This window comes from Microbulbifer mixtoriginis (SeqCode) (assembly GCF_052467235.1).
On the sequence record NZ_CP174305.1, the window covers coordinates 1,518,673 to 1,545,383 of the forward strand.

Annotated in this window: 24 protein-coding genes; 5 read left to right on the plus strand and 19 right to left on the minus strand. The window is 50.5% G+C overall.

All coding sequences use genetic code 11. The features are described from left to right. Positions 1-9 precede the first annotated feature (9 nt). The 8 genes from nusB to ACJJIO_RS06805 all read right to left on the minus strand — a co-directional run bounded on the left by nusB (position 10) and on the right by ACJJIO_RS06805 (position 6,649). Entirely contained in the window at positions 10-453 is a 444-nt protein-coding gene (gene nusB, locus ACJJIO_RS06770; RefSeq protein ID WP_152454909.1) for a transcription antitermination factor NusB, read from the minus strand. A 65-nt stretch (positions 454-518) separates the two neighbouring features. Continuing rightward, positions 519-989: a 6,7-dimethyl-8-ribityllumazine synthase gene (gene ribH, locus ACJJIO_RS06775; RefSeq protein ID WP_152454910.1), complete on the minus strand. Its 471-nt coding sequence runs from the start codon at positions 987-989 to the stop codon at positions 519-521. Between the two features lie 65 nt (positions 990-1,054). After that, on the minus strand, positions 1,055-2,167 hold the full coding sequence (ribBA, locus tag ACJJIO_RS06780) for a bifunctional 3,4-dihydroxy-2-butanone-4-phosphate synthase/GTP cyclohydrolase II (protein WP_252083351.1): 1,113 nt from the start codon (positions 2,165-2,167) through the stop codon (positions 1,055-1,057). Positions 2,168-2,266: 99 nt separating this feature from the next. Beyond that, a complete protein-coding gene (locus ACJJIO_RS06785; protein ID WP_444910539.1) occupies positions 2,267-2,929 on the minus strand; it encodes a riboflavin synthase in 663 nt (220 codons plus the stop codon). Further along, positions 2,929-4,074 (minus strand): bifunctional diaminohydroxyphosphoribosylaminopyrimidine deaminase/5-amino-6-(5-phosphoribosylamino)uracil reductase RibD, encoded by a 1,146-nt coding sequence (ribD, locus tag ACJJIO_RS06790; RefSeq protein WP_444887221.1) that lies wholly within the window; start codon positions 4,072-4,074, stop codon positions 2,929-2,931. The genes ACJJIO_RS06785 and ribD overlap by 1 nt, the downstream gene beginning before the upstream one ends. After that, positions 4,071-4,538, minus strand: coding sequence for a transcriptional regulator NrdR (gene nrdR / locus ACJJIO_RS06795; protein WP_252083353.1), 468 nt, complete (start codon positions 4,536-4,538; stop codon positions 4,071-4,073). The genes ribD and nrdR overlap by 4 nt, the downstream gene beginning before the upstream one ends. A gap of 152 nt (positions 4,539-4,690) precedes the next feature. Continuing rightward, positions 4,691-5,959: a serine hydroxymethyltransferase gene (gene glyA, locus ACJJIO_RS06800; RefSeq protein WP_444910540.1), complete on the minus strand. Its 1,269-nt coding sequence runs from the start codon at positions 5,957-5,959 to the stop codon at positions 4,691-4,693. Positions 5,960-6,466: 507 nt separating this feature from the next. Continuing rightward, positions 6,467-6,649: a hypothetical protein gene (locus ACJJIO_RS06805; RefSeq protein ID WP_444910541.1), complete on the minus strand. Its 183-nt coding sequence runs from the start codon at positions 6,647-6,649 to the stop codon at positions 6,467-6,469. A gap of 63 nt (positions 6,650-6,712) precedes the next feature. Between ACJJIO_RS06805 and ACJJIO_RS06810 the strand changes: the two genes are divergently transcribed. Both ACJJIO_RS06810 and ACJJIO_RS06815 read left to right on the plus strand, forming a co-directional pair. After that, complete coding sequence (locus ACJJIO_RS06810; RefSeq protein WP_444887222.1) at positions 6,713-7,288, plus strand: hemerythrin domain-containing protein; 576 nt, start codon at positions 6,713-6,715, stop codon at positions 7,286-7,288. A gap of 40 nt (positions 7,289-7,328) precedes the next feature. Further along, the gene (locus tag ACJJIO_RS06815) at positions 7,329-7,769 is read left to right on the plus strand and encodes a SpoIIAA family protein (protein ID WP_444910542.1); all 441 of its coding nucleotides are present in this window, start codon (positions 7,329-7,331) and stop codon (positions 7,767-7,769) included. A gap of 97 nt (positions 7,770-7,866) precedes the next feature. Here ACJJIO_RS06815 and fnr (ACJJIO_RS06820) read toward each other — a convergent pair whose 3' ends face one another. The 3 genes from fnr (ACJJIO_RS06820) to ACJJIO_RS06830 all read right to left on the minus strand — a co-directional run bounded on the left by fnr (ACJJIO_RS06820) (position 7,867) and on the right by ACJJIO_RS06830 (position 9,946). After that, positions 7,867-8,598: a fumarate/nitrate reduction transcriptional regulator Fnr gene (gene fnr, locus ACJJIO_RS06820; protein ID WP_444910543.1), complete on the minus strand. Its 732-nt coding sequence runs from the start codon at positions 8,596-8,598 to the stop codon at positions 7,867-7,869. Positions 8,599-8,880: 282 nt separating this feature from the next. Further along, the gene (locus ACJJIO_RS06825) at positions 8,881-9,717 is read right to left on the minus strand and encodes an SDR family oxidoreductase (protein ID WP_444910544.1); all 837 of its coding nucleotides are present in this window, start codon (positions 9,715-9,717) and stop codon (positions 8,881-8,883) included. A 73-nt stretch (positions 9,718-9,790) separates the two neighbouring features. After that, positions 9,791-9,946 (minus strand): hypothetical protein, encoded by a 156-nt coding sequence (locus ACJJIO_RS06830; protein WP_444899792.1) that lies wholly within the window; start codon positions 9,944-9,946, stop codon positions 9,791-9,793. A 25-nt stretch (positions 9,947-9,971) separates the two neighbouring features. Here ACJJIO_RS06830 and ACJJIO_RS06835 point away from each other — a divergent pair, with 25 nt between their 5' ends. Beyond that, on the plus strand, positions 9,972-10,976 hold the full coding sequence (locus ACJJIO_RS06835) for an adenosine deaminase (RefSeq protein WP_444910545.1): 1,005 nt from the start codon (positions 9,972-9,974) through the stop codon (positions 10,974-10,976). Between the two features lie 110 nt (positions 10,977-11,086). Here the strand turns inward: ACJJIO_RS06835 and fnr (ACJJIO_RS06840) are convergent, their stop codons facing one another. The 5 genes from fnr (ACJJIO_RS06840) to ACJJIO_RS06860 form a co-directional block, all read right to left on the minus strand. Continuing rightward, a complete protein-coding gene (fnr, locus tag ACJJIO_RS06840; RefSeq protein WP_444887226.1) occupies positions 11,087-11,815 on the minus strand; it encodes a fumarate/nitrate reduction transcriptional regulator Fnr in 729 nt (242 codons plus the stop codon). Positions 11,816-11,885: 70 nt separating this feature from the next. After that, entirely contained in the window at positions 11,886-13,268 is a 1,383-nt protein-coding gene (hemN, locus tag ACJJIO_RS06845) for an oxygen-independent coproporphyrinogen III oxidase (protein ID WP_444910546.1), read from the minus strand. A 124-nt stretch (positions 13,269-13,392) separates the two neighbouring features. Next, complete coding sequence (locus ACJJIO_RS06850; RefSeq protein ID WP_444882803.1) at positions 13,393-14,091, minus strand: OmpW/AlkL family protein; 699 nt, start codon at positions 14,089-14,091, stop codon at positions 13,393-13,395. A gap of 382 nt (positions 14,092-14,473) precedes the next feature. Continuing rightward, positions 14,474-15,382 carry a 3-hydroxyisobutyrate dehydrogenase gene (gene mmsB, locus ACJJIO_RS06855; protein ID WP_444903192.1) on the minus strand — a complete coding sequence of 303 codons (909 nt, stop codon included), beginning with the start codon at positions 15,380-15,382 and terminating at the stop codon, positions 14,474-14,476. A gap of 57 nt (positions 15,383-15,439) precedes the next feature. Next, a complete protein-coding gene (locus ACJJIO_RS06860; RefSeq protein ID WP_444910547.1) occupies positions 15,440-16,546 on the minus strand; it encodes an enoyl-CoA hydratase/isomerase family protein in 1,107 nt (368 codons plus the stop codon). A gap of 181 nt (positions 16,547-16,727) precedes the next feature. On the opposite strand from ACJJIO_RS06860, the gene ettA reads away from it, so the two are divergent. After that, positions 16,728-18,392: an energy-dependent translational throttle protein EttA gene (gene ettA, locus ACJJIO_RS06865; RefSeq protein WP_444910548.1), complete on the plus strand. Its 1,665-nt coding sequence runs from the start codon at positions 16,728-16,730 to the stop codon at positions 18,390-18,392. 780 nt (positions 18,393-19,172) lie between these two features. On the opposite strand, the gene ACJJIO_RS06870 is transcribed toward ettA, so the two are convergent. From ACJJIO_RS06870 to ACJJIO_RS06880, 3 genes are read right to left on the minus strand one after another with little or no spacing between them, the layout of a single operon-like run. Continuing rightward, a complete protein-coding gene (locus ACJJIO_RS06870) occupies positions 19,173-21,311 on the minus strand; it encodes an ATP-binding cassette domain-containing protein (RefSeq protein ID WP_444910549.1) in 2,139 nt (712 codons plus the stop codon). Continuing rightward, the gene (locus ACJJIO_RS06875) at positions 21,301-24,045 is read right to left on the minus strand and encodes an ATP-binding cassette domain-containing protein (RefSeq protein ID WP_444910550.1); all 2,745 of its coding nucleotides are present in this window, start codon (positions 24,043-24,045) and stop codon (positions 21,301-21,303) included. Before ACJJIO_RS06875 ends, ACJJIO_RS06870 begins: the two co-directional genes overlap by 11 nt. Continuing rightward, the gene (locus ACJJIO_RS06880; RefSeq protein WP_444910551.1) at positions 24,045-25,232 is read right to left on the minus strand and encodes an HlyD family secretion protein; all 1,188 of its coding nucleotides are present in this window, start codon (positions 25,230-25,232) and stop codon (positions 24,045-24,047) included. Before ACJJIO_RS06880 ends, ACJJIO_RS06875 begins: the two co-directional genes overlap by 1 nt. Positions 25,233-26,352: 1,120 nt before the next feature. Between ACJJIO_RS06880 and ACJJIO_RS06885 the strand changes: the two genes are divergently transcribed. After that, the gene (locus tag ACJJIO_RS06885) at positions 26,353-26,673 is read left to right on the plus strand and encodes a hypothetical protein (RefSeq protein ID WP_444910552.1); all 321 of its coding nucleotides are present in this window, start codon (positions 26,353-26,355) and stop codon (positions 26,671-26,673) included. Positions 26,674-26,711: the final 38 nt, after the last annotated feature.

Sequence of the window (26,711 nt, forward strand, 5' to 3'; positions counted from 1 at the left end):
AGCGTGACTTCAGGACTTCTTGTCTGCAGCCACTTCCGCAGCGCGCAGGTCTGCAGCAGTCTTATCCAGGATGCCGTTGATGAACTTGAAAGCGTCGGTGGGGCCGAATTTTTTCGCCAGTGCCACTGCTTCGTTAATCACTACTTTGTAGGGCACATCGATGCGGTTTTTCAGTTCATAAGTGGCCATGCGCAGCAGGGCGCGGGACACCGGGTCCAGATCTTCCACTTTGCGATCCAGATGGGAGGAGTAAGCGCCTTCCACTTCGTCGAGGTTTTTGGCTACCCCGTGGAAGATATCGCGGAAATATTCCACGTCGGCTTTGCTCATATCGTTGTCGGTATGGAACTCGGCTTCAATCGCATTGAGGCTGGCGCCGGCCATTTGCCATTGGTAGAGCGCCTGCATGGCGTAGTGGCGCGCCTTGCGGCGGGCAGATGCAGTTACGGTCATTGTCTTTTCCGGTAGATACTTCTCAGAATGGACAGCGCCGACGCAACTGGCCGGCGCTGTGGCAATTAGATTTTGCCGAGTAGGGAAACCATTTCCAGGGCGGTTTCGGCGGCTTCACAACCTTTGTTGCCAGCCTTGGTGCCGGAGCGCTCGATAGCTTGCTCAATGGAGTCCACAGTCAACACACCAAAGGTCACCGGAATACCGGTATTCAGGGATACCTGAGCCAGACCTTTGGTGCACTCACCAGCGACATATTCGAAGTGCGGAGTGCCGCCACGAATCACCGCGCCCAGTGCAATAATCGCATCAAATTTTTTGGTTTCCGCCAGCTTTTGCGCGGCCAGCGGGAATTCGAAGGCACCGGGGGCGTAATAGATGGTGATATCCTCATCCTTGATGCCCTTGCGGCGCAAGGTATCGAGGGCGCCGTCTTTGAGGCTCTCAACCACAAAGCTGTTCCAACGGCTCACCAGCAGCGCGTACTTACCTGTACTGCCGACAAAATCCCCTTCAATCACTTGAATGTTGCTCATAATGTCCAATCCGTATTTCTTTCCATACCCGTGCCATTTCAAATGCGCCGGGAAACATTCTGTTATTACTCTTCGACGTTCAAGTACTCTTCCACTTCCAGTTCAAAACCGGAAATAGCGCTGAACTTAAACGGCGCACTCATCAGGCGCATCTTGCGCACCTTGAGATCACGCAGTATCTGCGAACCAGTACCCACCTGCTTGTACACCAGGTCCTGGCTGGGGCGCTGCTGCTTGCCGCTGATCAGCCAATCGATACTCTCCTCGATTTCCTCGGTGGTCTCGTTATGGCAGATCAATACCACCACACCTTTGCCCTCTTTCTCGATGCGCTGCATGGCGCGGCGGAAAGTCCAGGGGACAAATTTTTCATCACCGCGCTGAATTGTGAGTACATCGCGCAGGGTGTTACCCACATGTACGCGCACCAGGGTCGGCTCCTCCGGCGTGGGCTCACCTTTGATAAAGGCGAAGTGGCGCTCGCGACGGGCCTTGTCAAGATAGGTGCGCAGCTTGAACTCGCCAAACTCGGTGCGCACTTTGCGCTCGTTCACACACTCCACGGTTTTCTCGTTGAGCGCGCGGTAAGTAATCAAGTCGGCAATAGTGCCGATCTTAAGATTGTGCTCCTTGGCAAACTTCTCCAGATCCGGGCGGCGTGCCATGGTGCCATCGTCATTCATGATTTCCACGATTACCGCCGCCGCCTCGAAACCCGCAAGGCGGGAAAGATCACAGCCGGCCTCGGTATGACCGGCACGGCTCAGTACGCCACCGGGCTGGGCCATAATCGGGAAAATATGTCCGGGCTGAACGATATCGCTGGGTTTGGCATTTCTATTGACGGCGGCGCGCACGGTACGTGCACGGTCCGCAGCGGAAATACCGGTGGTCACCCCTTCGGCAGCTTCGATAGAGACGGTGAAGTTGGTGCTGAACTGGGCACCGTTATCCCGCGACATCAGCGGCAGGTCCAGCTGCTCACAGCGCTCCTTGGACATGGGCATACAGATCAGGCCGCGGGCATGGGTAGCCATAAAGTTGATGTCTTCGGCGCGCACCTGCTCCGCCGCCATCACCAGGTCACCCTCGTTTTCGCGATCCTCATCGTCCATCAGGATCACCATTTTGCCCTGGCGGATATCGTCGATCAGTTCTTCAACCGTATTTAATTCCATTGCTAACTCTGGATAAATTAATCAATTGCAAATTGAGCGGCTTTCCCTGCAGTTACACTCACCCGCCCTCACTGGCGCGGCATGCCGGGATAAAGCCAGCTAGCGCTTGTAAAACCCGTTCTGGGCGAGAAATTCGAGTGTCATACCACCGTCGCTGGATTTGGCCGCCTCCTCGCCGAGAAGCAGGCGCTCCAGGTAGCGTGCGATCAAGTCCACCTCAAGATTGACCCGGGTGCCAACCGCGTAGCCCTGCATAATCGTTTCCTGCAGGGTATGCGGCACAATGGTGAGTTCAAACTCAGCGCCGTCCACCGCGTTCACGGTAAGACTGGTACCGTCGACAGTAATCGAGCCCTTGTGGGCAATATAACGAGCCAGATTATCCGGTGCGCGTAGGCGAAAACGCTCGGCACGGGCCTCGGATTTACGCCACACCACCTCGCCGATACCGTCCACATGGCCGCTGACAATATGGCCGCCAAGGCGGGTCTGTGGGGTCAATGCCTTCTCCAGGTTGACCCTATCCCCGCGCTTCCAGCTGCTGACACTGGTGACATCCAGCGTCTCCGCGGAAACATCCGCCCAGTAGCCATCACCGGGCAACTCCACTACGGTCAGACAGACGCCGCTGGTGGCGATACTATCACCAAGCTGCACATCGGCGAGGTCCAGCTTGCCGCTCCTAACACGCACGCGCAGATCCCCACCACGCGGCTGCAGATCGGCAATCTCGCCGACCGCCTCAATAATTCCAGTAAACATCAGCGCTCGATATCCGTGGTTGCGGTGATGCGCCAGTCGTGGCCGACCGCGCGCATATCGGTAATCGTGATCGGCAGCACCGAGCCCATACGCTCGATGGGCAATTCAAACAGCGGCCGCGCCGTGCTGCCGAGCAGCTTGGGCGCCAGATAGACAATCAATTCGTCTACGTGCCCCCGGTAGAGAAACTCACCGGAAAGGATCGCACCGCTTTCTATCAGTACTTCATTGCATTCGCGTCGGGCCAACTCTTTGAGCAGGGCAAGCAGGTCTACCCGACCGTCCTTGTCCTGAGGCAAAACAACAACTTCGGCACCGGCGTTTTCCAGTCGCTGACGACGCTCTGGATCGGCGCGCTCAGTAGTGCACACCAGTGTGGGGGCGTCCCCCTGCAAAATAAAGGCCTTTGCCGGCGTACGCAGCTGGCTGTCGACAATAACGCGCAGGGGCTGAACTTCTGCAGCCTGTTCCGCTTCGAGCAGCTCCAGCGCCATCTCATCGGCGCGCACATTGAGATTCGGGTTGTCGAATCGCACAGTCTCTACGCCAGTTACCACTGCACAGCTGCGCGCACGCAGGCGCTGCACATCGGCGCGCGCAGCCGGGCCCGAAACCCATTTGGATTCACCGCTGGCCATGGCGGTGCGGCCGTCTAGGCTCATCGCAGATTTGCTGCGCACCAGGGGTAACCCCAAAGTCATACGCTTGATAAAACCCGGGTTGAGCGCGCGGCAGCGCTCTTCCAGCACTGGCCCCTCTACCTCAATGCCCGCATCGCGTAGTTTCTGTAAACCGCTTCCGGCAACCCTGGGATTCGGGTCTTCCATACCGTATACCACGCGGGCGACACCGGCCTGTACCAGTGCCTCGGCACAGGGACCTGTGCGGCCACTGTGGCTACAGGGTTCAAGGGTCACATAGACGATGGCGCCGCGGGCCCGCTCGCCTGCATCGCGCAGGGCTTCTATTTCAGCGTGGGGTTCTCCAGCACGCTTATGCCAGCCCTCGGCAATTACTTTGCCATTAGCATCGGTGATCACACAGCCGACCCGGGGGTTCGGCATAGTGGTATAGAGACCGCGCTCCGCCAGCTGAATAGCGCGGCCCATCAGTGCCTGGGCACTCTCTACAGCCATTTGACTCATTGCGTTTGGTTTTCCTTACTGGTCAGGCGCTCAATTTCTTCACTGAAGTCGCTGACATCTTCAAAGCGTCGATACACCGAGGCAAAGCGCACATAAGCGACCTCATCCAGCTCGCGCAGCTGCTCCATAACCAGCTCGCCAATGGCCCTTGCGGGCAACTCGCGCTCACCCGTTGCGCGCAGTGCATGCTTGATTTGGGAGACTGCGGATTCCACCCGCTCGATACTGACCGGGCGCTTCTCTACCGCGCGCTGGATGCCCGCGCGCAATTTGTCTTCATTGAAGGGCTCGCGCTGGCCATTTTGTTTGATCACCCTGGGCAACAGCAGCTCTGCGCTTTCAAAGGTGGTGAAACGTTCATGGCATTCGAGGCACTCGCGCCGGCGGCGCACCTGATCGCCCTCCGCCACCAGGCGGGAATCGACTACTTTGGTTTCTTCTGCGCTGCAGAAAGGACAGTGCATGTGGGATCGTCCCCAGGGGAATGGAAAATGGGCCGCAGTTTATCACAGCCGTTGCCCCCTGTGACTGCACCACGCACCGCTGCGGTGCAGCACACTGTGATACAGCCATAAAAAAAGCGGCTCACCGAGCCGCTTTTTCCAGCAAAGCTAAATTAGGCTTTCTTGTACACAGGGTACTGTGCACAGATCTCCAGAACTTTTTGCTTCACATCGGCGATGGTGGCTTCAACATCGCCGCCTTCCAGTGCGTCCAGGATATCGCAGATCCAATGGGTCAGCTGCTGGGTTTCCTTCACGCCGAAACCGCGCGTGGTAATCGCCGGAGTACCGACACGCAGTCCACTGGTAATGAAGGGAGAACGCGGGTCATTAGGCACCGCATTTTTATTCACCGTGATATTGGCATTGCCCAGGGCCTCATCGGCATCTTTACCGGTGTATTCCTTACCGATCAGGTCCACCAGCATCAGGTGGTCATCGGTGCCGCCAGAAACGATATTGATACCGCGGTCGAGGAAAGTCTCCGCCATAGCGCGGGCATTCTCTACCACCTTCTTCTGATAATCCTTGTATTCTGGGCTCATGGCCTCCTTAAAGGAAACCGCCTTGGCCGCGATAACATGCATCAGCGGGCCACCCTGACCACCGGGGAATACCGCGGAGTTCAGTTTTTTCTCGATCTCTTCGTTGGCACGGGCCAGGATAATGCCACCGCGCGGTCCGCGCAGGGTCTTGTGAGTGGTGGAGGTCACCACATCGGCGTGGGGAATCGGCGATGGGTATTCACCAGCGGCAACCAGACCGGCTACGTGGGCCATATCTACAAACAGGTAGGCACCCACTTTGTCGGCGATTTCGCGAAAACGCGCCCAATCCATGACGCGGCTGTAGGCGGAAAAACCGGCCACGATCATCTTGGGCTTGTGCTCCTGAGCCAGACGTTCCACTTCCTCGTAATCCACCTCACCGGTTTCCGGGTTCAGGCCGTACTGCACCGCATTGTAGATTTTGCCAGAGAAGTTGACGCGGGCACCGTGGGTCAGGTGGCCGCCGTGAGCCAGGCTCATACCTAGCACGGTGTCGCCGGGGGTGCACAGGGCTTGATATACCGCCGAGTTGGCCTGGGAGCCAGAGTGCGGTTGTACATTGGCGTAATCCGCACCAAACAGCGCCTTGGCGCGCTCAATCGCCAGGGTTTCCACTTTATCCACATACTCACAGCCACCGTAGTAGCGTTTGCCCGGATAACCTTCTGCGTACTTATTCGTGAGGCTGCTGCCCTGGGCTTCCATGACTTGTGGGCTGGTGTAGTTCTCGGAGGCGATCAGCTCAATGTGGTCTTCCTGGCGAGAATCCTCTTCGCGGATAGCTTCCCAGATTTCGGGATCGTAAGAAGCGAGCGTGACAGATGAATCAAACATGGTGTTCCCTCGGTAATGCGGGCTGAGTAGAGACTGGTGTAACTCGGTACCACTGTGCTCAGGCCTTGCAACTTGGCCTCAGGCGCCAACAGGCCCCACTGACTACTCAAAGAATCCTGAGCATTTTAGAAAGGCGCGCATTGTACACCAAGGTCACAGGGATTGCGCGAAAACCAAAACCCGGCCAGTTAGCCGTGTTTTCGACTATTGATTGCCTTAGAAATGAGCAATTCAGGGGCCGGACTCATAAGCCACCTCTTTAAAAGCTTGCTTTACTCAAATACCTTGTCACTGCTGGCCCTTAAGCTAAGCCAACATCAAAACCATACTAGGATCACCAGTCACTGCCTCATTCTCACACCAGTGACTTATACCCACCGTCATCAGCTTGTGTGGACCGGTAGGACACCAATAATAATGTATGGCCTATCCTCCTATTGATTTAACCGTTGCCCCCCGTAATTAGAGTGCACCACAGCACTCAGCCTCCAAAATAAAAATGAGGAATTAATACTCAAACCCTGCGTGGCAATTAACATGGCTTGAGCCCAATTTCGTTATCTCACAGCCTTTGTATGACTCTAACTCGATAACTGGTTTTAGATAATTTTTAAAAATGGTGCCCTTTAATTTCTTTACTGCGTCAAAATCCTCAGGTTGTACCACTTTTTTTTTCGCTACTTGATCCACATCAATTCCTCTCTTGAGTCTGCTGGCAACAATAAGCTTCGAAACTGATCGCGGGGGTCTGGGATGAACAACATCTACCGACAACTCTGTTTAGACCATAAAAATATGCAGCAAATGCTCAATGCCTTTGAGCGCTTGCTACAGGACCTTTTTGGAACTCATGAGCGAGACCCTAACACCCTCTCTCTGATTCTTGACGCACTGGATTATTTTTCTGTTTACCCAGATAAATATCATCATCCGGTAGAAGACTTGATTCTTGCTCGCTTGTTGACCAAACCTGTGCATGACCGAAGTGCTATTTATGAAGCGCAGATGCAGCACGAAAAAATTGCTGCAACCACCAAGCATATGTGTGCACTTTTCTATGCCGTAGCCAATGACGCCATGGTTGAGAGGAGAGTGTTACAAGGAGCTAGTAATAGCTATTTGCAGTTACAGCGGAATCATATTGAGCTGGAAAATTCTGCGATTTTTCCTCAAATAGAGCAATATTTACAGGTAGAAGACTGGAAACAAATATACAAGCAGGTAAAGCAGTTAAAAGATCCCTTTTTCGATAAAAACACCAGAAATGTATATGAATCTTTACGCGAATATCTGACTCAACCAGAAACACCCTCACAAGTATTTGCTTAAGATGACCGGGTCATTCCACAAACTATAAAAAGGAGGAGACATGAAAATCAAGCGTCACGGAATCTCCATTGGCATGGAGAGAATTGATGATGATTTCTTCCTGTATATCAAAGCTGTTGGGCAGTTGACCCATGAGGACTACGAATATATAACGCCTTTGCTAGAGTATGCTCTTGAGGGCGTTAAAAAACCACAGGTACAAATGCTGATTGACTTGCGGGATTTTGAGGGCTGGGGTCTGCACGCGATTTGGGATGAATTCAAGCTAACCCTTAAACATGGCAATGAATTCTGCCGCATTGCTGTACTTGGGGATGAAGGCTGGCAACAGCTGGCCACCAAAGTTGGAGGATGGTTTGTAAGTGGCGAAGTGCGTTACTTTGAGAAGCAGCACGAGGCCATGGACTGGCTATCACAAGCACCGGAAGAAGTAGAGAAAAAAGGTCCAGAAAAGGAATTAGCTTTCTCCACACACTCCTGATAAGTAGTGGATTCCGGGGGCGTTTTCGCCCCCTTTTTTATTTTTTAATGCTCAAACCCTTATCCTTTCCAGAAAATTTTCGCCACTTCAAAGACTTCTAAACCTCGCCCTCATAACCACAGTGGGTTCCCGCTATTTCACTAAGCCCCAGTAAATTTTGAATCTGCACTACCCTGCCATTTACTTGGATAACCCCCTGCTTTTGAAAACGAGTAAACAGACGACTCACCGTTTCTGCAGTTAATCCTAGGTAATTGGCAATATCTGTACGCGACATTGAAAGGATAAATTCATTGGGGGAATAACCTCGACAGGCATAGCGACTGGAAATATTCATAAGCAATGCGGCAAGGCGAGTATCTGCAGAACGCTTGCCAAGCAGCATTAAAATTTCATTCTCCTTGCGCAACTCTTCGGAAAAAATGCTGTAAATCTGTTGCTGCAGGGCCGGAACCTGTTGCGCCAGTACTTCCAGTTGAGCAAAAGGCAGGAGACAGACACTGCTGTCTTCTAACGCCTCGGCATAGCTAGAGTGAACACGGGTACTATAAGCATCGAGGCCAAGTAATTCTCCCGGCAGGGCAAAATGTGTTATCTGGGTATCACCATCTGCGGCAATTACTACATTTTTAAAACTGCCAGAGCGAATCGCGTAGAGATTTTGAAATGAATCGCCTGCCCGGTACAGAGGTTCTCCGGCCTTAATGACCTTCTTTTTTCCAGTGACCTGTTCGAGGCGATCAATCTCTGCCAGAGACAGGCCCGCAGGCAAACAGAGACGCCTGACAGAGCAATTACTGCAACTTACTGCCACTGGTGAATCAGCCATACCCAAATCGCCGTTTAACAATATAGGAAAATTGTAACGGTATTATTGAAAAGCGTCGCCACCCAGAAATAAAACACTAAATATTAAAAAATTAGTATCGAGGCTAACCATCTTTCTAAAATAACGGACTAATATATACTACGTTTACACAATTTCAGACATTACTCTTCTACATGGAAATAATGACTAGCGGGTACTTCTGGGCTTATCTAAATAAACAAAGGCCTGCGAAATCAATGAACTTTTCGGTAAATCATTGATTGGCAGATAACAGGGTATCTATCACCATTTTCTGCTGAGCTTTACCACTTGGATCTGCATCCGTTTTGCACAAAATTCATTGGCCCAAGGAGAAGTACGGACCCGAACCGGTGGATCTTCACTTTCAACAACATCTAAAACTACCTGCGCCACCTGCCCGGCACTCTGATAAAGACGGGCCGTTTGTTCTGGTGTGCGCCTCTGGATACCACTCATATATTGTTCGAATAAGCCCTGGTAATCTCCTTCTGGCACACCACCATCCACTTGCAGTTGAGATAAAACACTGTTGGCAAATTCAGAGTAAATGCCGCCAGGTTCAACCGCAGTGAATTGAATGTTAAAGCTGGGCTGGATATAGCTAGCCATAGCCTCTGTGTACCCCTCTACAGCAAACTTGGCAGCACAATAAAGTTCATTAAACGGCTGCCCCACTAACCCACCCACAGAAGAAATGTTGATAATCCGACCGCTGCGTTCCTTTCGCATATGGGGGAGTACTGCCTTGGTGCAACGCACTACCCCGTGGAAGTTCACATCCATAACCCACTGTGTCTCTGCCTCTGAGGCCATTTCGGTGGTTTTCACAAAGCCGGCATCGGCATTGTTAACCAAAATATCGATACGCCCCTGCTCCTCAATAATGGTATTCACAGCATGTTGAATACTTCCTGCATCCTGCACGTCTAGCGCTAAAACGTTGAGCTTGTGCCCAAGCCCGGCATCTTTCAGCAGTGGGCCCGCTTTGTCCAAACCCCTCATGGTGGCGTAGACAACATACCCCCACTTCGCCATTTTGGTGGCCAAACTCTGTCCCAAACCTGTCGATGTTCCCGTAATCAGTACTACTTTGCCCATAGACCCACTCCAACACTCAGAAAAAGTACACTGCCTGGTGTATGTTACACCTTTAACCCACAAAGTAAACCGTCTAGTTTACATTATTATAGTCTTGCGGCTTCACCAGCCATGCCCGGGCCGGCAGGTTAGTGAATGGCTTTTCAGCCATAAGGAAGAAGCTGTTACCATTACCGCCAATTTTTCCGGCTGTTGAATCGATGCCTCCGGCCCGGGTAACAGCTCCCACACTTATCTCCAATACAGTTATTACTATGAGCATCGCCGATCTGGATTTTATTAAGACTCTCCCCAAGGCAGAGCTGCATTTGCACATTGAAGGCTCGCTGGAGCCAGAACTAATGTTCGAGCTTAGCCGGCGCAATAAAATTGAAATCCCCTTTTCCAGTGTTGAGGAAATTAAGGCTGCCTATAAGTTTCACAACCTGCAGTCCTTCCTGGATATTTACTACCAGGGAGCCTCGGTCCTTATCCATGAACAGGACTTTTACGATCTAACCATGGCCTACTTGCAGCGCTGTCGTGAAGATAATGTTGTGCACACTGAAATTTTCTTCGACCCCCAAACCCATACAGAAAGGGGTATTGATATCGGTGTGGTTATTCGGGGCATCCACAGCGCTCTAAAAGATGCCGAATCTGAGTGGGGAATTAGTAGCCACCTGATTCTCTGCTTCCTGCGCCACCTGAGTGAGGAAGAGGCCATCACTACTCTGGAATCCGCCAAACCTTACCTGGAATTTATTAAGGGTGTTGGCCTGGACTCCTCAGAACTGGGACACCCCCCCAGCAAATTCCAGCAAGTCTTTGCCATGGCTAAAGAATTAGGCCTGGAGAGGGTCGCTCATGCGGGGGAGGAAGGGCCATCTGAATATATTAAAGAGGCCCTGGATTTACTCGATGTAAGCCGCATAGATCACGGCGTGCGCTGTGTGGAAGACGAGGCTCTGATTGAGCGACTTATCGATCAGGGAATTCCCCTCACTGTATGCCCTCTATCCAACACCGCACTGTGTGTTTACGACGATATGAGCCAGCATCCCATATTACAGTTATTGGAGCGCGGGCTCTGTGTCACGGTAAATGCCGATGATCCGGCCTATTTCGGCGGTTACGTAAACCGCAATTACCAAGCACTGAGTGAAAGTCTTGGCATGACCAAGAAACAGGCAAAACAGCTGGCTATCAACAGCTTTAAGGCCAGCTATATTTCGCAAGACCAACAACGAAAATGGGCCGAGGTCATCGCCGCTATTTAATTAAGGCAACTCTAACGTAAATAATTTGAAAAATTTTATAGGGCCTGCTAATTATTTAGCCTGGGCCCTTTTAATCAACTAAGCTTATCAAACTCTGATAGAGTGCTTAATCAGTCTTCATCGTAACCGTAATGGGTTCCGGCCAGTTCACTGAGACTGATCATATCCAGTATTTCCACCGCCCGACCACTTACCTTGATCAGCTTTTCTTTTTGAAAACGCGAAAATAATCGACTTACGGTTTCTGCAGTTAATCCAAGGTAGTTGGCAATATCTGTGCGCGGCATAGACAACACAAATTCACTGTGCGAATAACCGCGACGAGCATAGCGGCTGGAAATATTAATCAGCAAAGCCGCTAAGCGGGTATCAGCCGATCGCTTGCCCAACAGCATTAAAATATCATTTTCCTGGCGCAGCTCTTCAGAAAAAATACTATAAATCTGCTGCTGCAACGCGGTGACCTGATTAGCCAGTAATTCCAACTGAGTAAAGGGCAACAGGCAGACACTACTGTCTTCCAGCGCCTCAGCGTAACTGGGGTGTACGCGGCTACTATAGGCATCCAGCCCCAACAGCTCACCTGGCAGGGCAAAGTGAGTGACCTGCGTATCGCCATCCGCTGCGATAACCACAGTTTTAAAACTGCCTGAACGAATAGCGTAAAGGTTTGCAAAAGGATCACCGGAGCGATACAAGGTCTCACCGGCTTTTACAATTTTCTTACGTCGCGTAACCTGCTCTAGTCGATCGATATCTGCTTGAGATAACCCCGCAGGCAGGCATAAACGTCTAACCGAGCAGTTGCTGCAACTAACCGCTACTGAGGAATCCATCATACTAAACCAGTCGGTAAACTAATTTGCGGCTATTGTACCCGCTGTGAAGACAATCGTCTCCTGTAGAACATTAAAGAACACGAGAATATTGCGTATCAGTTTGCTGACTGTGTAAGTAAATATCAAAAGCCGAGGCAACATTGCGTACAAACCAGCGCCCCTGCTCCGTGACGGTGATCTTTTTTTCATCCTGATAAATAAGACCATCCTCAAACATGGGTTCCAGCCTTTTGAGTTCCTGGAAAAAGTATTGATTAAAAGGTACGCCAGTGCGACGCTCAGCCTCAGTTTTATCCAGGCTTAACCGGCACATCAGTTCAGTAATAACCCACTGACGCAACTTATCTTCATCACTCATTAACCAGCCGCGACACGAAGCATTACCCCGCTCAGCGACGGCCTGGGTATATTCTTTCAGACGGTGCAGGTTCTGCCAGAAACCATTACGGCTGTAGCTGATTGCGGAAGCCCCCAGTCCAACTAACGCATCGGCGGGCATTAATGTGTAGCCCTGGAAATTCCTCTGTAACATCCCCGCATGAGCGGCCTTGGCCAGCTCATCTCCCGGCCGGGCAAAATGGTCCATACCCAGGAATTCATAACCGGCCTGGCCCAAGTGCTCTACCGCAGCCAGCTGCATTGCTACTTTTTCTGAGGCGGAGGGAATAAGTTCCGTATCGATAAGACGCTGAGCTTTAAAACGATGGGGTAAATGCGCATAGTGATAGAGGGCAATACGATCCGGCTGTAAATCTAGCACCTTATCCAGGGTGCTGTGCAAACTGCTGAGGTTTTGTTTGGGCAAACCATAAATCAGATCATAGGAGATAGATTCGAATCCCCGCTCACGCGCCGCAACCGTTAATTCAGTCACCTGGTCGGCACTGCAAATTCGGTTGATGGATCTCTGCACCTCGATATCAAAATCCTGCACGCCCAGGCTCAAGCGATTAAATCCGAGCTCTCTTAGGGTATCCAAGGTCTCCAGCTCCAAGGTGCGTGGATCGGCTTCAATGCTGTACTCCACTCCATCGCCTGGGCGTAAATCAAAAATCTCACCCAGTCCTTCCATCAAGCGGCGCATATCTCCATCGCTGAGAAATGTGGGTGTACCACCTCCCAAGTGCAACTGGGTGACCGGTACCTGTGCCACCTTGTCCCGATACCAGCGAGCTTCCTGCAAGAGGTTATCCAGATAGCTGGAGGCGAGACCGTATTGGGAAGTAATTACCTTGTTGCAAGCACAGAAATAACAGAGAGAACGGCAAAAGGGGATATGCACATACAGGGATAAGCTGCGAATATTTTTTAGTGCATCCCAAGGTTTGATACTGCCATCCAGAGGTTTAAATCTGTCGGCTGTGGGATAAGAGGTGTAGCGCGGGCAGGGGCCACTGTATCGGGATAACAGTTGTTCTGATAGGCCACCTATAGTGCTTTTAGTCTCTTGCATCATATTTCCACAACCTCAATCAATTGTTTGCGACAGCCTCCCGCACAAACTAAAAGGCAGTCGCCGAGCTCCCACGGGGAAAACCGCAACGACTGCCACACTCCAAAACTAGAGTGCTGCCACCTTAGAAGCGGTAGCCGAGACCCGCCATATAAACCAGCGGATCGATATCTACTTTAGCGGTGACATTACCCACACCAGGTACCTTTACGGTGGCGTCGGTATCAATATCCATCCAGAACACAGACATATTAAACAACCAGCGCTGATCTGCGCCGAAGGCGAAGTCGATACCCGCTTCAGCCGCCAGACCGAAGGAATTATCGAGAGATAGTTTTGAATCTCCAGTTGCGCCAATGCCTTTAAGGGTGGCATTACCGGTGCTGCTAACTTCCTCATCAAAGAAAGCGGTGTAGTTCACCCCCAGTCCTACGTAGGGCTGGATTGTGGATTGAGTATCCATTGGGTACCACTGCACTAACAGAGTGGGTGGCAAATGCTTGGTTTCACCCAGATCAAAGTTGCCAAGGCCTTCACCAACAACTTCGATATCGTGACTAAAAGGCGTTGCTGCAACCAGCTCCACTCCCCAGTGATCGCGGAACATATACACACCGGTCAAGCCCAGGGCTGAGCCGTTGTCCACATCAACCCCAGTATTACCAATCTTGCTCCCATTCGCAGACAGTGCGCTGGAACTGGTGTCGGGCGCTACTGTGGCCATACCACCGCGCAAAATAAAGCTGCCCTCTTCGTAGGCCAGTACCGGTGCAGAAAGTACGGCGGTCAGGGCGGCTGTCGCACAAGCAGTTATACGATTCATTAACTTCTCCATATAGCGATTTAGCATTTTTCCCGACTTTGGAAGGCCCCCTCCAGGCACAATCACAAGTCGCAGGCAGGTTAACCGCTGGCCGCAATAGTGAGCTTGATCCAAATCAAGCTGTAGAATTTCGCGGAATTAAAAGCAGCGTATTACCCATAACGCTTGTCTGGCCAATCATCAGATGGCCTTCCGAGCGGGGCAGCGAAGATAGCGATAGGGGTGTAATGAAGGAACGGCTAGGGGGCTAGTAATTGGTACCTATTGCCAATTTTGCGAACTGGTCCAAATTTTTAACGTTAGGCGACACTGAAGCAAAGCTCCCTCTCCGGTACTGGCCAGAAACAATCAACTGAGGAGGGAGCCCGCGGAAGCTAGAAATCTACCAGGTCAGACCACCTGCCGGGCGGCGGAACATATTCTGGATACTGGAGAAATCCAACTTCTGGTTTTCGTCACTGGCTCCATGTAGCTGATAAAGGTTTTTTGCCAGAGCCCCCATAGGCGTGGAAGAGGCACTGGTAGCTGCGGCATCCATGGCGAGCCCCAGGTCTTTCAGCATTAGCGCCACGGTGAAACCACCAGAGTAACCATTTGCTGCAGGTACATTCTCCATAGCACCTGGGTAGGGATTGTAATTGGCCAGAGACCAATTGTTGCCAGAGCTCTGCATCATGATCTCGCTTAGAACCTTGGGGTCCAAGCCTTTGTCGACCCCCAACTGCAGGGCTTCGGCGGTACCGGTCATATGGATAGCCAGAAGCAGGTTGTTACAAATTTTTGCCACCTGCCCTGCCCCAGCCGAGCCGGCGTGAAAAATCTTGGCGCCCATCGCCTGTAACGGCGCCCGCGCAGCATCTACTGCCGCTTCTTCACCTCCACACATAAAACACAAGCTGCCAGCCTGAGCTGCCGCGGTACCCCCTGAAACTGGCGCGTCAATGGCGAGTAGGCCCCGCTCAGATGCGGCCTCATTCACCAGGCGGGCATCTTCTGCAGAGATGGTTGAGCAATCGATAATCAGAGTATTCTCAGCCAGGCGGTTCAGCAGCCCCTCTTCTCCCAGATAAAGCCCTTTCACCGCCGCACCACTGGGCAACATCGAGACTACAATGGAAGCCCCCTCAGCCGCCTGCATTGGGGAGTCGCAGGGCCTACAGCCATCTTCTTGCGCCTGCGCCAGAGCCGTGGGATTGAGATCGAAAGCCGCCACACTAAAACCGGCTTTCACCAGATTGGCCGCCATAGGGCCGCCCATATTCCCCAGACCAAAAAAGGCTATTTTTTCCATAAAAGCCACTCCATATTTTGTTGTTGGTATCCCGTGCGTAAAGCGGCCCGGGTCGCGTTATAAATCCACAAGCGGATGCGCACTGCTCCAGGGAGCAGTAAAACAGCTCTCCAACTGTTGTGGACTAATTTCCTCCAGGCTAAGGGGCCGCCACTTTGGTGTGCGATCCTTGTCAATCAATAGAGCCCGCACCCCCTCCTTGAAATGACCACTGGCACAGAGGTTTACCGCGAGAATCAGCTCCATCCTAAACACATCGGCTAGAGACAAGTGGCGCGTACGACGCAACTGCTCCCACACCACCCAGGGGGTCAATGGCGAACCACCAGCCAGAGTAGTGGCGGCGCGCTGCAGCCATTTATCCACTCCTTGGTAGGCGCTGATTGCCGCGCAAACCTCAGGCAGGCTGGCAAAGTCGGTAAGCTGCTGGATCTGATCGTAGTGTTCACGCAGCTGTGATTCCGGCCGCTGCAATGGGGAGAGTTCGCAACTTTTAAGGCAATCGCTTACAAGGCGGTGGTTAAACGCACAACTGGCCGAATAATCCAGCGCCGCCAGCGCCGCCAACACGGGCTCGCGCTGATCCTGGGCAATAATACGGTCGGCCATACCGGCAAACAGGGCATCGGCCCCATTAAACTGGGCCCCTGTCAGCCCCAGGAAAAGCCCCAGGCGACCCGGCATACGGTTCAGGAACCAGCTTCCACCCACATCGGGAAATAAGCCGATAGTGATTTCCGGCATCGCCATACGTGTGGTTTCAGTCACAATACGGTGGCTGGCGCCTGCCATAATGCCGATACCACCGCCCATCACAATACCGCCACTCCAGACCACGATTGGCTTCGGATAAGTGTGTATTTGGTAATCGAGACGATATTCACGAGAGAAGAATTCAGTCGTGTAACTATATTCCGGCGTCTCACCGTAGGCGGCCGATTGCTCATACAGCGCCACCACATCGCCCCCAGCACAGAAGGCTTTATCTCCACTGCCTTCTATCCACACAGCGGCCACGTCATCGTCATGCGCCCATTGACCTAGTTGCGCTGAAAGCAGATCAATCATCTGCAGGTTGAGCGCATTAAGCGCCTTGGGCAGGTTGAGGGTCGCGATCGCCAATGCGCCGCGCCGGGAGAACAACACCGGGGAGTCCTGATCCATTGCTATCTGTCTTATTGCTCTTGTACTAATTAGCGTCGCAGTTAAGCACAGATCAGATTCAACGTCAGCCACACGCGAGTACAACGGCGACATGCTCTGCGGCGCGGTTGCACTTTTTACGCAAACTGATAAGTTGCGCGCAAAATCTGAGCGATTGCAACACCCAGTTACGGAACCCCAAATGGCTGAATACGTATACACCATGAACCGGGTGGGCAAAGTAGTGCCCCCCAAACGTGAAATTCTGAAGGACATTTCCCTTTCCTTCTTCCCCGGCGCCAAAATCGGCGTACTCGGTCTCAACGGCGCAGGTAAATCCACCCTGCTGCGCATTATGGCTGGGGTCGATCAGGACTTTAACGGCGAAGCCCGCGCAATGCCCGGCATCAAGGTCGGCTACCTACCCCAGGAACCGCAACTCGATGCCAGCAAGACCGTGCGCGGCAACGTAGAGGACGGTGTACGCGAAGCCATTGACGCCCTCGCCGGCCTGGAACAGGTCTACGCCGATTATGCCGAGCCCGACGCGGACTTCGATGCCCTGGCCAAGAAACAGCAACAGTTCGAAGACATTATCCAGGCCTGGGACGCCCACAACCTGGAGCACCGCCTTGAAGTCGCCGCTGACGCACTGCGCCTGCCGCCCTGGGATGCAGACGTCAACAACCTATCCGGCGGTGAAAAGCGCCGTGTGGCCCTGTGCCGCCTGCTGCTGTCCCGCCCGGATATGCTGCTTCTCGATGAGCCCACCAACCACCTGGATGCAGAATCCGTATTCTGGCTGGAGCGCTTCCTGCACGATTTCACCGGCACTGTGGTAGCCATCACCCACGATCGCTACTTCCTCGACAATGTTGCCGGCTGGATTCTGGAACTGGACCGCGGCCACGGCATCCCCTGGGAAGGCAACTACACCACTTGGCTGGAACAGAAAGAAAAGCGCCTGGAGCAAGAGCAGCGCGGCGAACAGGCCCGCGCCAAAGCCATGCAAAAGGAACTCGAGTGGGCCCGTCAAAATCCCAAGGGCCGTCAGTCCAAGAACAAGGCCCGTTTGTCCCGCCTTGAAGAAATGCAGTCCCAGGACTTCCAGGCCCGCAACGAGACCAACGAAATCTACATTCCGCCCGGCGAGCGTCTCGGCGACAATGTGATTGAGTTTAAAGAAGTAAGCAAAGGCTTCGGCGAGCGCCTGCTGATCGACAACCTGTCTTTCCGCGTGCCTAAGGGCGCAATTGTGGGTATCGTCGGCGGTAACGGTGCCGGTAAGTCCACCCTGTTCCGTATGATCAGTGGCACCGAGCAGCCGGACTCCGGCGAGATCAAGACCGGTGAAACCGTTAAGGTCGCCTACGTTGAGCAGGGCCGTGAGAATCTGGATGACAGCAAGACCGTATGGGAAGCCATCTCAGACGGCCACGATATGCTCAAGATCAACAACTACGAAGTGGGCTCGCGCAACTATGTTGGCCGCTTTAACTTCAAGGGCAGTGACCAGCAGAAGCGCGTAGGCGAACTCTCCGGTGGTGAACGCGGACGCCTGCACCTGGCCTACACCCTCAAGCAGGGCGCCAACGTACTGCTGCTGGACGAACCCTCCAACGATCTGGATATCGAAACCCTGCGCGCCCTGGAAGAAGCCCTGCTCAACTTCCCAGGCTGCGCCCTGGTGATCTCGCACGATCGCTGGTTCCTGGACCGCGTTGCCACCCATATCCTCGCCTATGAGGGTGAGAGTGAAGCGGTCTTCTTTGAAGGTAACTACACCGAGTACCACGAAGACTTTGTGCAGCGCAAAGGCGAGGATGCCGCACCGCATAGGATGCATTATAAGAAGCTGAAGACTTGATCAAAAAAGCCCGCATTATGCGGGCTTTTTTACAATCTAAGAAAACTAAACCATAGTCGCGTTAATATTGATAAGTGTCCCGTAAAGACTGTTAAAGACGCTGACCTCAAGTAATACAGGGAAGATACTAAAGTTCACAGAAAGAGCCTTTGCAAATGTACTTGTAAACTATGAATTTAATAAAAGCATCGATCAAACGGATGCTAAATCCATCAAGTAATTGCGAAAGCTCGACATCAGCTACGTACTTGATAATCACTAATCAATCGTAAGTAACCACACCGAAATATATATTTTTCGCAGACGTTTTTTCTTATGGACTGACAAAAAAGATCCATGAGATTGAGATATTGAAACTTTTATTGCCCAAGAAGATAAGGCTGTCAAGCGTCACCACAATGACAGTATAGAAACCATGTGCACCAGTAGTGAAATATAATATTGAGATTTGCATTTCATGTAAATCTCAATCAAAAAATCAACGCTGAAAAACTACAAACTTATATTATAGCGTATAAGATAAGGCCAGAGAAAAACTTCCTCCAATTAACAAAGAAGAGAAATTATCTATCTCTGGCCACACTGCAAATTATACAGCGAAGAAAGAAATCTCTTCGGGAGGATCGATACCACCTATAGGACCTACCTGGATATCGCTTTCAGTATACATACGCCTGCTCCTTTTATCATTAATTCTAAAAAGTTATCTAGCAGATATACACATGCTAGATAGTCATAGCTTAACCCGCCTTCTTCAATCACACCACAATTAACCAAAAATTATGGGTGAGCGATCACAATTAAGCTATTCGAATATTTTTGCACACAATGAAACGATCGTCTTAAATTATCTGGATCCAAAGCTGCAAAACTCTCATCCAGTACCAACAACTCAGAATTCTGCAAAAGTGCCCGTGCAATAAACAAGCGGCTCATCTCACCGTGAGACAATCTCCATCCCATTTCTCCCACCGTCTGTAACATCCCTGCAGGCATTTTTTTAATCAGTGGAGTCAAACCTAATTCATCACAAACTTTATAGGCTCTACGAACACTCTCCGCCTTTGGTGGCCATTCATCACCCATTAATAAATTAAATAAGAAAGAATCGCCAAGTACATGGTTTTCATGAAATTGTGGTACTGATGCAACCAGCCTGCGCCAATACTCAGCACCAATACTGGTTCTATCGTACCCATTAATAAGTAATATACCCTCTCTTTGCTTTTGGATACCGGCAATCACATTTGCAAAAGTAGATTTACCTGAACCAGAAGCCCCCTGTAAAATTACTCGATCACCGGGATAAATACTCAGCTTACAGTTTTTTAAGACCATCTTGTCTTGATTAGGGTAATTAAAACTTAAGTCACGGATATAGCACAATGGCTGCTTGGGCCCTTGTATGTCTGAATGAACTTTATTGGCCAATGAGATAGAGGTAACGCCCCGCTTTAAAGCAGCCTCCAAGGAAAAAAGTTCACGCACTTTTTCCCAAGTCACCAGGGCGCTGAGTCCACTGGAATACCCTGTCATGCCTTTCAGTACTGCGCGATATCCAAGCAGTACCCCCCCCAAAGCCGCAGCAATTTGCCCACTCTCAGTATTGCTATTGACAAAAACAGGCACCAAGCCAGTTATACCCAATAGCAACCAGAAACGTGGCAAAAATGCGACGAGCCGAGTCATGTTGCCATCCATTGCCGTAGAACTTCGCAAATACTCTTCCAGTTCCTGATCTTCCCCCCGGTGCCAATCCGAAGGTTTCTGCTGTGCCAATCGAGTCCGATGGCCAAGCATTTTCTCAATTAGACGGTGGGTCATACTCAAACGTTGACCAGTCCAGTATTGACGAGCCAAATACTGGGCACGCCCTAAAGCGATGGCTATAAGTAAAAATATGGTCAAAATCCCCAACGATATTGGAGTTCCAAGACTTAGCTGTAGCACTATGAAAGCCAATACCAGCTCTACACCACCGAGTAGTAGCATAAAGCTCGCCTGTAGCGCACTGGCTTCAATATTTTCTGCATCATAAACACGCCCAAGTATCTGTCCCGACCCCATATGGCGCACCTTGCCTGGATCTATTCGCAAAGCGCTGGCGAGTAAGCGCTGCTTCAACAGAGCACCAGTTTCTAGCGATATGGAACCTTGTAACCGAGCAGTTAAGAGTGAAAGGGGGATCTGTGTTATCAGTAATAATACCCAGGCTACCAGCCAGCCACTATCTACATGGCCATCAAGAACAGCACGACCTATCAACCACCAGCTGGCTATAAACAAGAGTACTTGTACTGTGTGGCAGGTGATCATACTTAGAAAGCGCAAATGCTGGCGATGATGGCGCAGCTGCTGCCAAAAAGAGCGGTGGGAAGGCTGCCGCAACAACCAGCAATCATCGATTTCTAGCCCTACTAGATTTTCTCGTAATAATGCCTCGGTGGCTTTTTTACGCCGCCGCCCAACTATTTCGGCACTGTCCAGTAGGCGTGCAATACGTTGACGCTGAGGTGTTTCTTGTGCGCTTGTTAGTACTCTCAACACTTGACCTGGACGCAGCTTTACGACTTGTTGTGATGGCGTAAGAAGATGTAAAAAACGACGATTACCACCACACAAAGCAATGAAATATTCCCCCTCCGCAAAGCGCAAACGCAGTAAGGCTGGTGCGGCCCGAACCAGCATCTGCTCCAACTCCCCATATTTGCAGTTAACTTGCTCAATATTTAAATCGAAAGCTTCTGCCTGTAACTGTAAGCGAGCATCTGTATCCCAATATACTTGCGCTTTGCTTTCGGAGTCAGGAACTGCAGGCTCAAGGCCGCTATGAAGAGCCAAGGCTTTCACTGCACCATCTAGCTGGGCAGTAGGCCAACAGAGATGGCGCAGCTTGCTTATGGAAGCTTCAGGTTTCACTATGCACCTCTTGAGACTGCACAGCGCCTCTATCTTGAGCCCGTTTTTTTATTGCAGATTGAAGCTCAGTAATTCGCCCTTGTTCCATACGCAGATGGCGCCAATCGGCACTTTGCCAACACTCTTGCCAGAGTCTCTTTTCCGCTGTAAGAAGTTGGACATAACGAGATTCAGTTTGTGTTTCCAGATTTGCGGGTGCGTCATCCTCAATAATTTGCCCATCTTCTACCACCAATACGCGAGGAAAATCTTTGGTTTCTGAAATATCATGAGTGATGCAAATTAAGGTGGTGTCTTTCCATACTCGCCTTACACGAGCAAGTAAGCGCTGGCGTTGCCCGCGGTCTAGCCCGCGAAACGGCTCATCTAAAATGACACAAGCTGGAGACTCTCGGCCTAGGGCACGACCTAATCGCACGCGCTGCCCCTCCCCTCCGCTGACAAGCGCACCACTTTCCCCCAAGGTGCTCTGTAAACCTTCAGGCAAAGAGGCAACTAGGTTTAATAGATCAGCCTGTTGCAGTGTTGGGAACAAGGAGGAAGAGGAGTTATTACCGTAGTTTAGGTTATCCAGCAAACTGCTATTCCAAAGTTGTATTGCAGGGTCGACCCAAGCACAACTTAGACGAAAACGACACAGTAATTCACCCTGTAATTTCTCGCCATTTAGCAATAGGATTCCACTCTCAGGGTTATGCCAACCCAACAATAAACCGGCCAAGCTTGACTTGCCAGCACCAGATGAACCAACAATGGCGACATGCTCCCCGGAGGCAATATTCAGATTAATATTCTTAAGAATACTTCTACCACTGGCTTTAACACTGACATTATCAAAACGAAATGATACAGGCGCCTTTAAAGGTTGAACCCTTTTATCATTAAAAGGCTCTTCACTAGCACCAACCGTAACCGCTTGCAGCGGCTCTAAAGCTCTCAACAAGGTATTCCTATGACGAGGGTAGCTCCGCATTAACTGTGCGATATCTTCCCCCAGTGGCGGTAGTGCCAATACCCAATAAATAAGCAGAAGTAAGTAGGGATTTGCCCCTAGGGTCTGAACACAGTAAATCACCAGTACACAAGTGAGAACCCCATTCACAATCAGCTGCACCGCTTGGCTATTAAGCTGGAAGCACAAAGAGGAATAGCCTGCTTTAATCCACTCGGTGAGCAAACTTTCATGTTCACGGCGAACAGACTCTCCAGCACCGTGTGTACGAATTGGTATTATTCCCAGCAGGGCATCCATATAAAATCTAGCCAGAGCGCCAGTATGGGTCTGGACACGCATATTATGATCACTAAGTACTGGCTGAAATAGCAGAGGAATAACTACCTGTAACCCCGTTATTAATAACACCAGAGGCGCGGTTGTGGGCGCTATCCAAACGATACCAATAGCTGTTGTGAGCAGTGACAACCCTTTGAAGAGTATCCCTCCCCCCAGTAAAGGCAACTCTCTCAGAGCTGCTATACGATGACCTCTCTCTGCGGTATCTGAGGTTGGGCGGCTTTGAAAGAAATGATCTGGTATTTTCGGCAATGCGGAAAGAAAGCGCATGCGAAAACGATTTTCCAAGTGCTTACCAATAATTAACTGTAGCTTGGTCATCGGCCATTGCACAAGTATGAGTGTCAACATAAATCCCAGTAATAAAGTGACAGCGCCGATTCGCTGCACCTCCGTAGCTAGTTCCGAGTGGATATCGATCAAACCTCGAAATAGCAGTGCCTCAACCATCACACCAAGCACCGCAGCGAACATCGCTAGCATCACGATACTCGGGGCAAGCAAACCATCCTCTCGCAAAAACTCCCATAACTGACGGAGTGGGCTTATTGACTGTACTTGTAAAGCTTTGCTTAGAGCCTCCGATTTAGGTTTGATTTCTTTCCTTTCACGTACTCCCTTTACGCTGACTATTACGGCGCCGCTAAACTCCAACAGCTCTGGTCTAAGCTCAACTGTGTCAACTTCTTCAGTGCCGGGAGAACTGGAAGGGCGTACACACCAATAGCTCTGTGGCACTAGTTGATAAGCGTTAATCGTGTCTTCTGAAAAGTCACTTATCAGCCTTTGCAACAATGCACTTGTTTCTGCCCCTCGTCGCACCGCACCAGAGCCAACGAGCGCTGCCAACATTCTTACACTGGCATCTAGAAAAGCCAGTGAGAGCCAGTCCCCTTTCTTCAAGGCTTGCTCACACATTACTTCGCTGATGGATTTAGAAATTCTCAGCTGTTCCATCCGCTCTTGCAGGGGATCGATAAAATCTTTTCCTCCAGCCCAACTTCTCCACCCTTGCGGCGGAACGCGCATAGTGTGGATATGCAACTCATCGAGAAAGTGTCGCGCACTGGGCCAACGTCTTCCCGAGGCTGGGTCCATAACCTGTATAATTCCTCGGTGATTACGCCAAGCCACAACAAAGTGAGTATTACCATTGGGCAAGCGCACTACCACCAGCCCCGGCAAGTAGCCTGCTGAACCTAACAGCAAGTGATCTTTGGGCACGACCATCTGTGCCGCATCCAACCCCAGCTCAACTGCAATTTTCTCTAGGGTATTAATAGAAGTGCCGTCTACATCAGTTTGACAAGCATCACGCAAGTGGCCGTAATGTACATTTACACCAAAGCCTTCAAGCAAGCTCTTAAGGGATGCAGGGCCACAATCCATATTGGAAGTTTGCACAACTTCGGGAACCAACCAGCGAACTTGTCCCTTCACTACAGGGTCTCCAACGAATTTACACTACTTTCTGCTTGGCCTGATAAGAAGTCGCCAGCACTTTGCAATAGCAACTGATATGGTGTCTTTACTCCAGTGGCAATCTCTACCCTTGCTGGTAGGTCATGCAATAGCGGCAACTGTGGGGGAATCTCTCCACGGAGAGATAACTCAACGAGAATCTTTCCTTTTTGCACAGCACTAGCGACCCGCTCTACACGGGCCTGTAACTGACCATAACGCGCCCAGGAAAACCCATCTAATTTTACTCGCGCACTCTGCCCTGAACGAATATGTCCCAAAGCAAGGGCAGGAGAGAAAAACGCCTGTACGGTGATATTACCCTCAGCCTGTAGTGTGGCAATCTGTTGCCCTGCGACTAATACCTCCCCTTCCTGAATATCCGCCAGTGAAGCAAGCTTACCGGAGATAGGCGCACGCAGACGCTGTTCATCTACCGCCAAGGTGCTCTGCTGAATGCGAGTATCCACCTCCGCCAGCTGTCTTTGTAGATCTGCTCGACGCTGTTCCAATTCACTCATGGATAACTGATACTCGCTAGCCAATTGCTCCCGGCGATCATGGGTTGCTCTTATTGCCGCTTTCGATGCGAGAGTGGCCATGGCCATTTGCTGATAGGTACGTTTAGCTGCAAGGTAATCAAGTTCAGAGCTTTGCTGTTTCTTCAGCAAGCGTTCATAGCGCTCCGCCACATCTGCCTGAATCTGCTGGTTGTTCATCTGAAGTTTGTGCTGTTCTTGGAGCAGCTTCAGCTGATCACTTAAAGCCTTGTCGTCTTCAGTAAATTTTTTATCCCGTAAACGCTCTTCTCGCTCTATTGCCAGTAATTGATCCGAGAGGCTCTGAGATACTCGAAAATCACCATCTAGATCCAAATCAAATGCCCTGGTATCCAGCTCTATTAGCAAGTCTCCTTCTCTCAAGGTATCTCCCAACGAGGCAGTAATAGCAACTACTCTTCCTGTACTCTGAGTGCTGACATGTACGGTATTCTGCTCTTGTTCAAGTCTCGCCTGGTCACTAACGCTATAAACCGTGATTTCTTTAAAAAAAAACCATATCCCCCAGCCCAGTAATAGAAATACCCCTAATGTGCTTATCAGCGCTAGAGAGTAGATTGAGTCGGAGTTGATCGCGCGGGAAGTTTGAATAAACGGAGTTGGCAATAGGATTCACCCTGTTTGTACCAGTTAAGGCGAGTAAGATATTCATTGTATTTATGCGAAACCAGTGTGATCTGTGTGCCGCGGCGCCAAATCTAATTCTCTATTATCTGATAGTCAAATTCGAAGAAATTTTACTTGCTGGAGAAGTTTCACATCACTATCAAACCCGTGATAACAGCTCAAGCAGGCCTGGAAATATCGAAAAAGGCAAGGGCTGATAACTCACCCCTCTTTAGATATTTGAAATTAGGATATCAAGCAATACCTCTGGGGCCATCTGAGGACTTCTGCGCTCTATACTGAGTAGATTGACGATAAAATTACAGCCAATTACAAAAACCCTGGTACTGATACACGGTCTGTTTCATAGTGGTTGGTACTGATCTAAAGTCAATCAAAGGCTCGCGCTGGGTCTTTAGCCTAACCCAAACAGGCCTAGGTGAGTGCCAACACCTCCTTTCCACTAAAGTGGGTATCAATACTTTCTTTGACGATATAGTCAACCTGATAGCAGGGGAGGAGTTACAAGAAATACTGGTAGTGGGGCACGGCCTTGGTGGGATCACAACCTCCACTTTATCTGATAAATTAAGAGAGCGTATTCAGCATTTGATTTATCACAATGTTGCTACCGCTCAGGTGAGCCATTGCTTCTATAAATAGCTGCCATGAAAACAGGGCCCAGAGATTCGCTAATAGCCTATTAGTTCGGGGCAGCCAATTTTTTATGCCTACCTCAGCCTCCAATTTTGATATAACAAATCCGAATGATATAGCTTAGGTAGAGAGCCACCTTACCCTATCCAGTTAGAACTTATCTAGACTCTGTAAATATATCGAAGCTTGTTGGATCAGGGTTAGACTGCACTTACATCGCGTACAGTAAAACTCTACACCCCTCTTTTTCATTCAAGCAGACACTGGGCAAAAACCAAAATAACTAGAAAATTAAATATACAACAACAGTGCACAGCGCCCCCATTAATGACCCTTATATTGCCAGTGATACCCTAATAGATTTGTAAAATTAGCAGCTCATTTTTTAACAGCTACACTAACTGTATATTAGCTGCACGAAGAAGCGAGAGCCTCTTCAATAGAGATACTAGGAATCCCGCATATGTCCAGCTGTAAAATATTTGTAGAAGTCTCGAAGATAATTCCTGACTCTGCAGCCAATATCTTTAATGAGATAGTCACCAAGCGCTTGGAAGCAGAGGGAGAAAAGATTCCAGTTATCGTGATCGAATCCAAGCAGGTTGAGCCGGCCGGTTGTTATATCGAAATTCTCTGTAATAGAACACCTCATCGCACTCATGAGGTGATACAAAGCATGGCCATTGAGCTAGATAATACGGCTAGAAGTATATTTCAGATTGACGAACCTATCGGAGTAAGGATTCAAATGGTGGATGATGATTTTTTATCCAGCATAAACTAGGCCTTGAGAGTAAACATGAACACTCTCGATAAAGGAGG

Coding starts and splice junctions, on each gene's coding strand:
- nrdR (WP_252083353.1), bottom strand. CDS start 4,538: ATGCACTGTCCTTTCTGCAGCGCAGAAGAAACCAAAGTAGTCGATTCC.
- ACJJIO_RS06850 (WP_444882803.1), bottom strand. CDS start 14,091: ATGAATCGTATAACTGCTTGTGCGACAGCCGCCCTGACCGCCGTACTT.
- ribH (WP_152454910.1), bottom strand. CDS start 989: ATGAGCAACATTCAAGTGATTGAAGGGGATTTTGTCGGCAGTACAGGT.
- ribD (WP_444887221.1), bottom strand. CDS start 4,074: ATGAGTCAAATGGCTGTAGAGAGTGCCCAGGCACTGATGGGCCGCGCT.
- ribBA (WP_252083351.1), bottom strand. CDS start 2,167: ATGGAATTAAATACGGTTGAAGAACTGATCGACGATATCCGCCAGGGC.
- ACJJIO_RS06785 (WP_444910539.1), bottom strand. CDS start 2,929: ATGTTTACTGGAATTATTGAGGCGGTCGGCGAGATTGCCGATCTGCAG.
- fnr (WP_444887226.1), bottom strand. CDS start 11,815: ATGATGGATTCCTCAGTAGCGGTTAGTTGCAGCAACTGCTCGGTTAGA.
- ACJJIO_RS06810 (WP_444887222.1), top strand. CDS start 6,713: ATGAACAACATCTACCGACAACTCTGTTTAGACCATAAAAATATGCAG.
- nusB (WP_152454909.1), bottom strand. CDS start 453: ATGACCGTAACTGCATCTGCCCGCCGCAAGGCGCGCCACTACGCCATG.
- mmsB (WP_444903192.1), bottom strand. CDS start 15,382: ATGGAAAAAATAGCCTTTTTTGGTCTGGGGAATATGGGCGGCCCTATG.
- ettA (WP_444910548.1), top strand. CDS start 16,728: ATGGCTGAATACGTATACACCATGAACCGGGTGGGCAAAGTAGTGCCC.
- ACJJIO_RS06815 (WP_444910542.1), top strand. CDS start 7,329: ATGAAAATCAAGCGTCACGGAATCTCCATTGGCATGGAGAGAATTGAT.
- fnr (WP_444910543.1), bottom strand. CDS start 8,598: ATGGCTGATTCACCAGTGGCAGTAAGTTGCAGTAATTGCTCTGTCAGG.
- hemN (WP_444910546.1), bottom strand. CDS start 13,268: ATGCAAGAGACTAAAAGCACTATAGGTGGCCTATCAGAACAACTGTTA.
- ACJJIO_RS06835 (WP_444910545.1), top strand. CDS start 9,972: ATGAGCATCGCCGATCTGGATTTTATTAAGACTCTCCCCAAGGCAGAG.
- ACJJIO_RS06825 (WP_444910544.1), bottom strand. CDS start 9,717: ATGGGCAAAGTAGTACTGATTACGGGAACATCGACAGGTTTGGGACAG.
- glyA (WP_444910540.1), bottom strand. CDS start 5,959: ATGTTTGATTCATCTGTCACGCTCGCTTCTTACGATCCCGAAATCTGG.
- ACJJIO_RS06860 (WP_444910547.1), bottom strand. CDS start 16,546: ATGGATCAGGACTCCCCGGTGTTGTTCTCCCGGCGCGGCGCATTGGCG.
- ACJJIO_RS06885 (WP_444910552.1), top strand. CDS start 26,353: ATGTCCAGCTGTAAAATATTTGTAGAAGTCTCGAAGATAATTCCTGAC.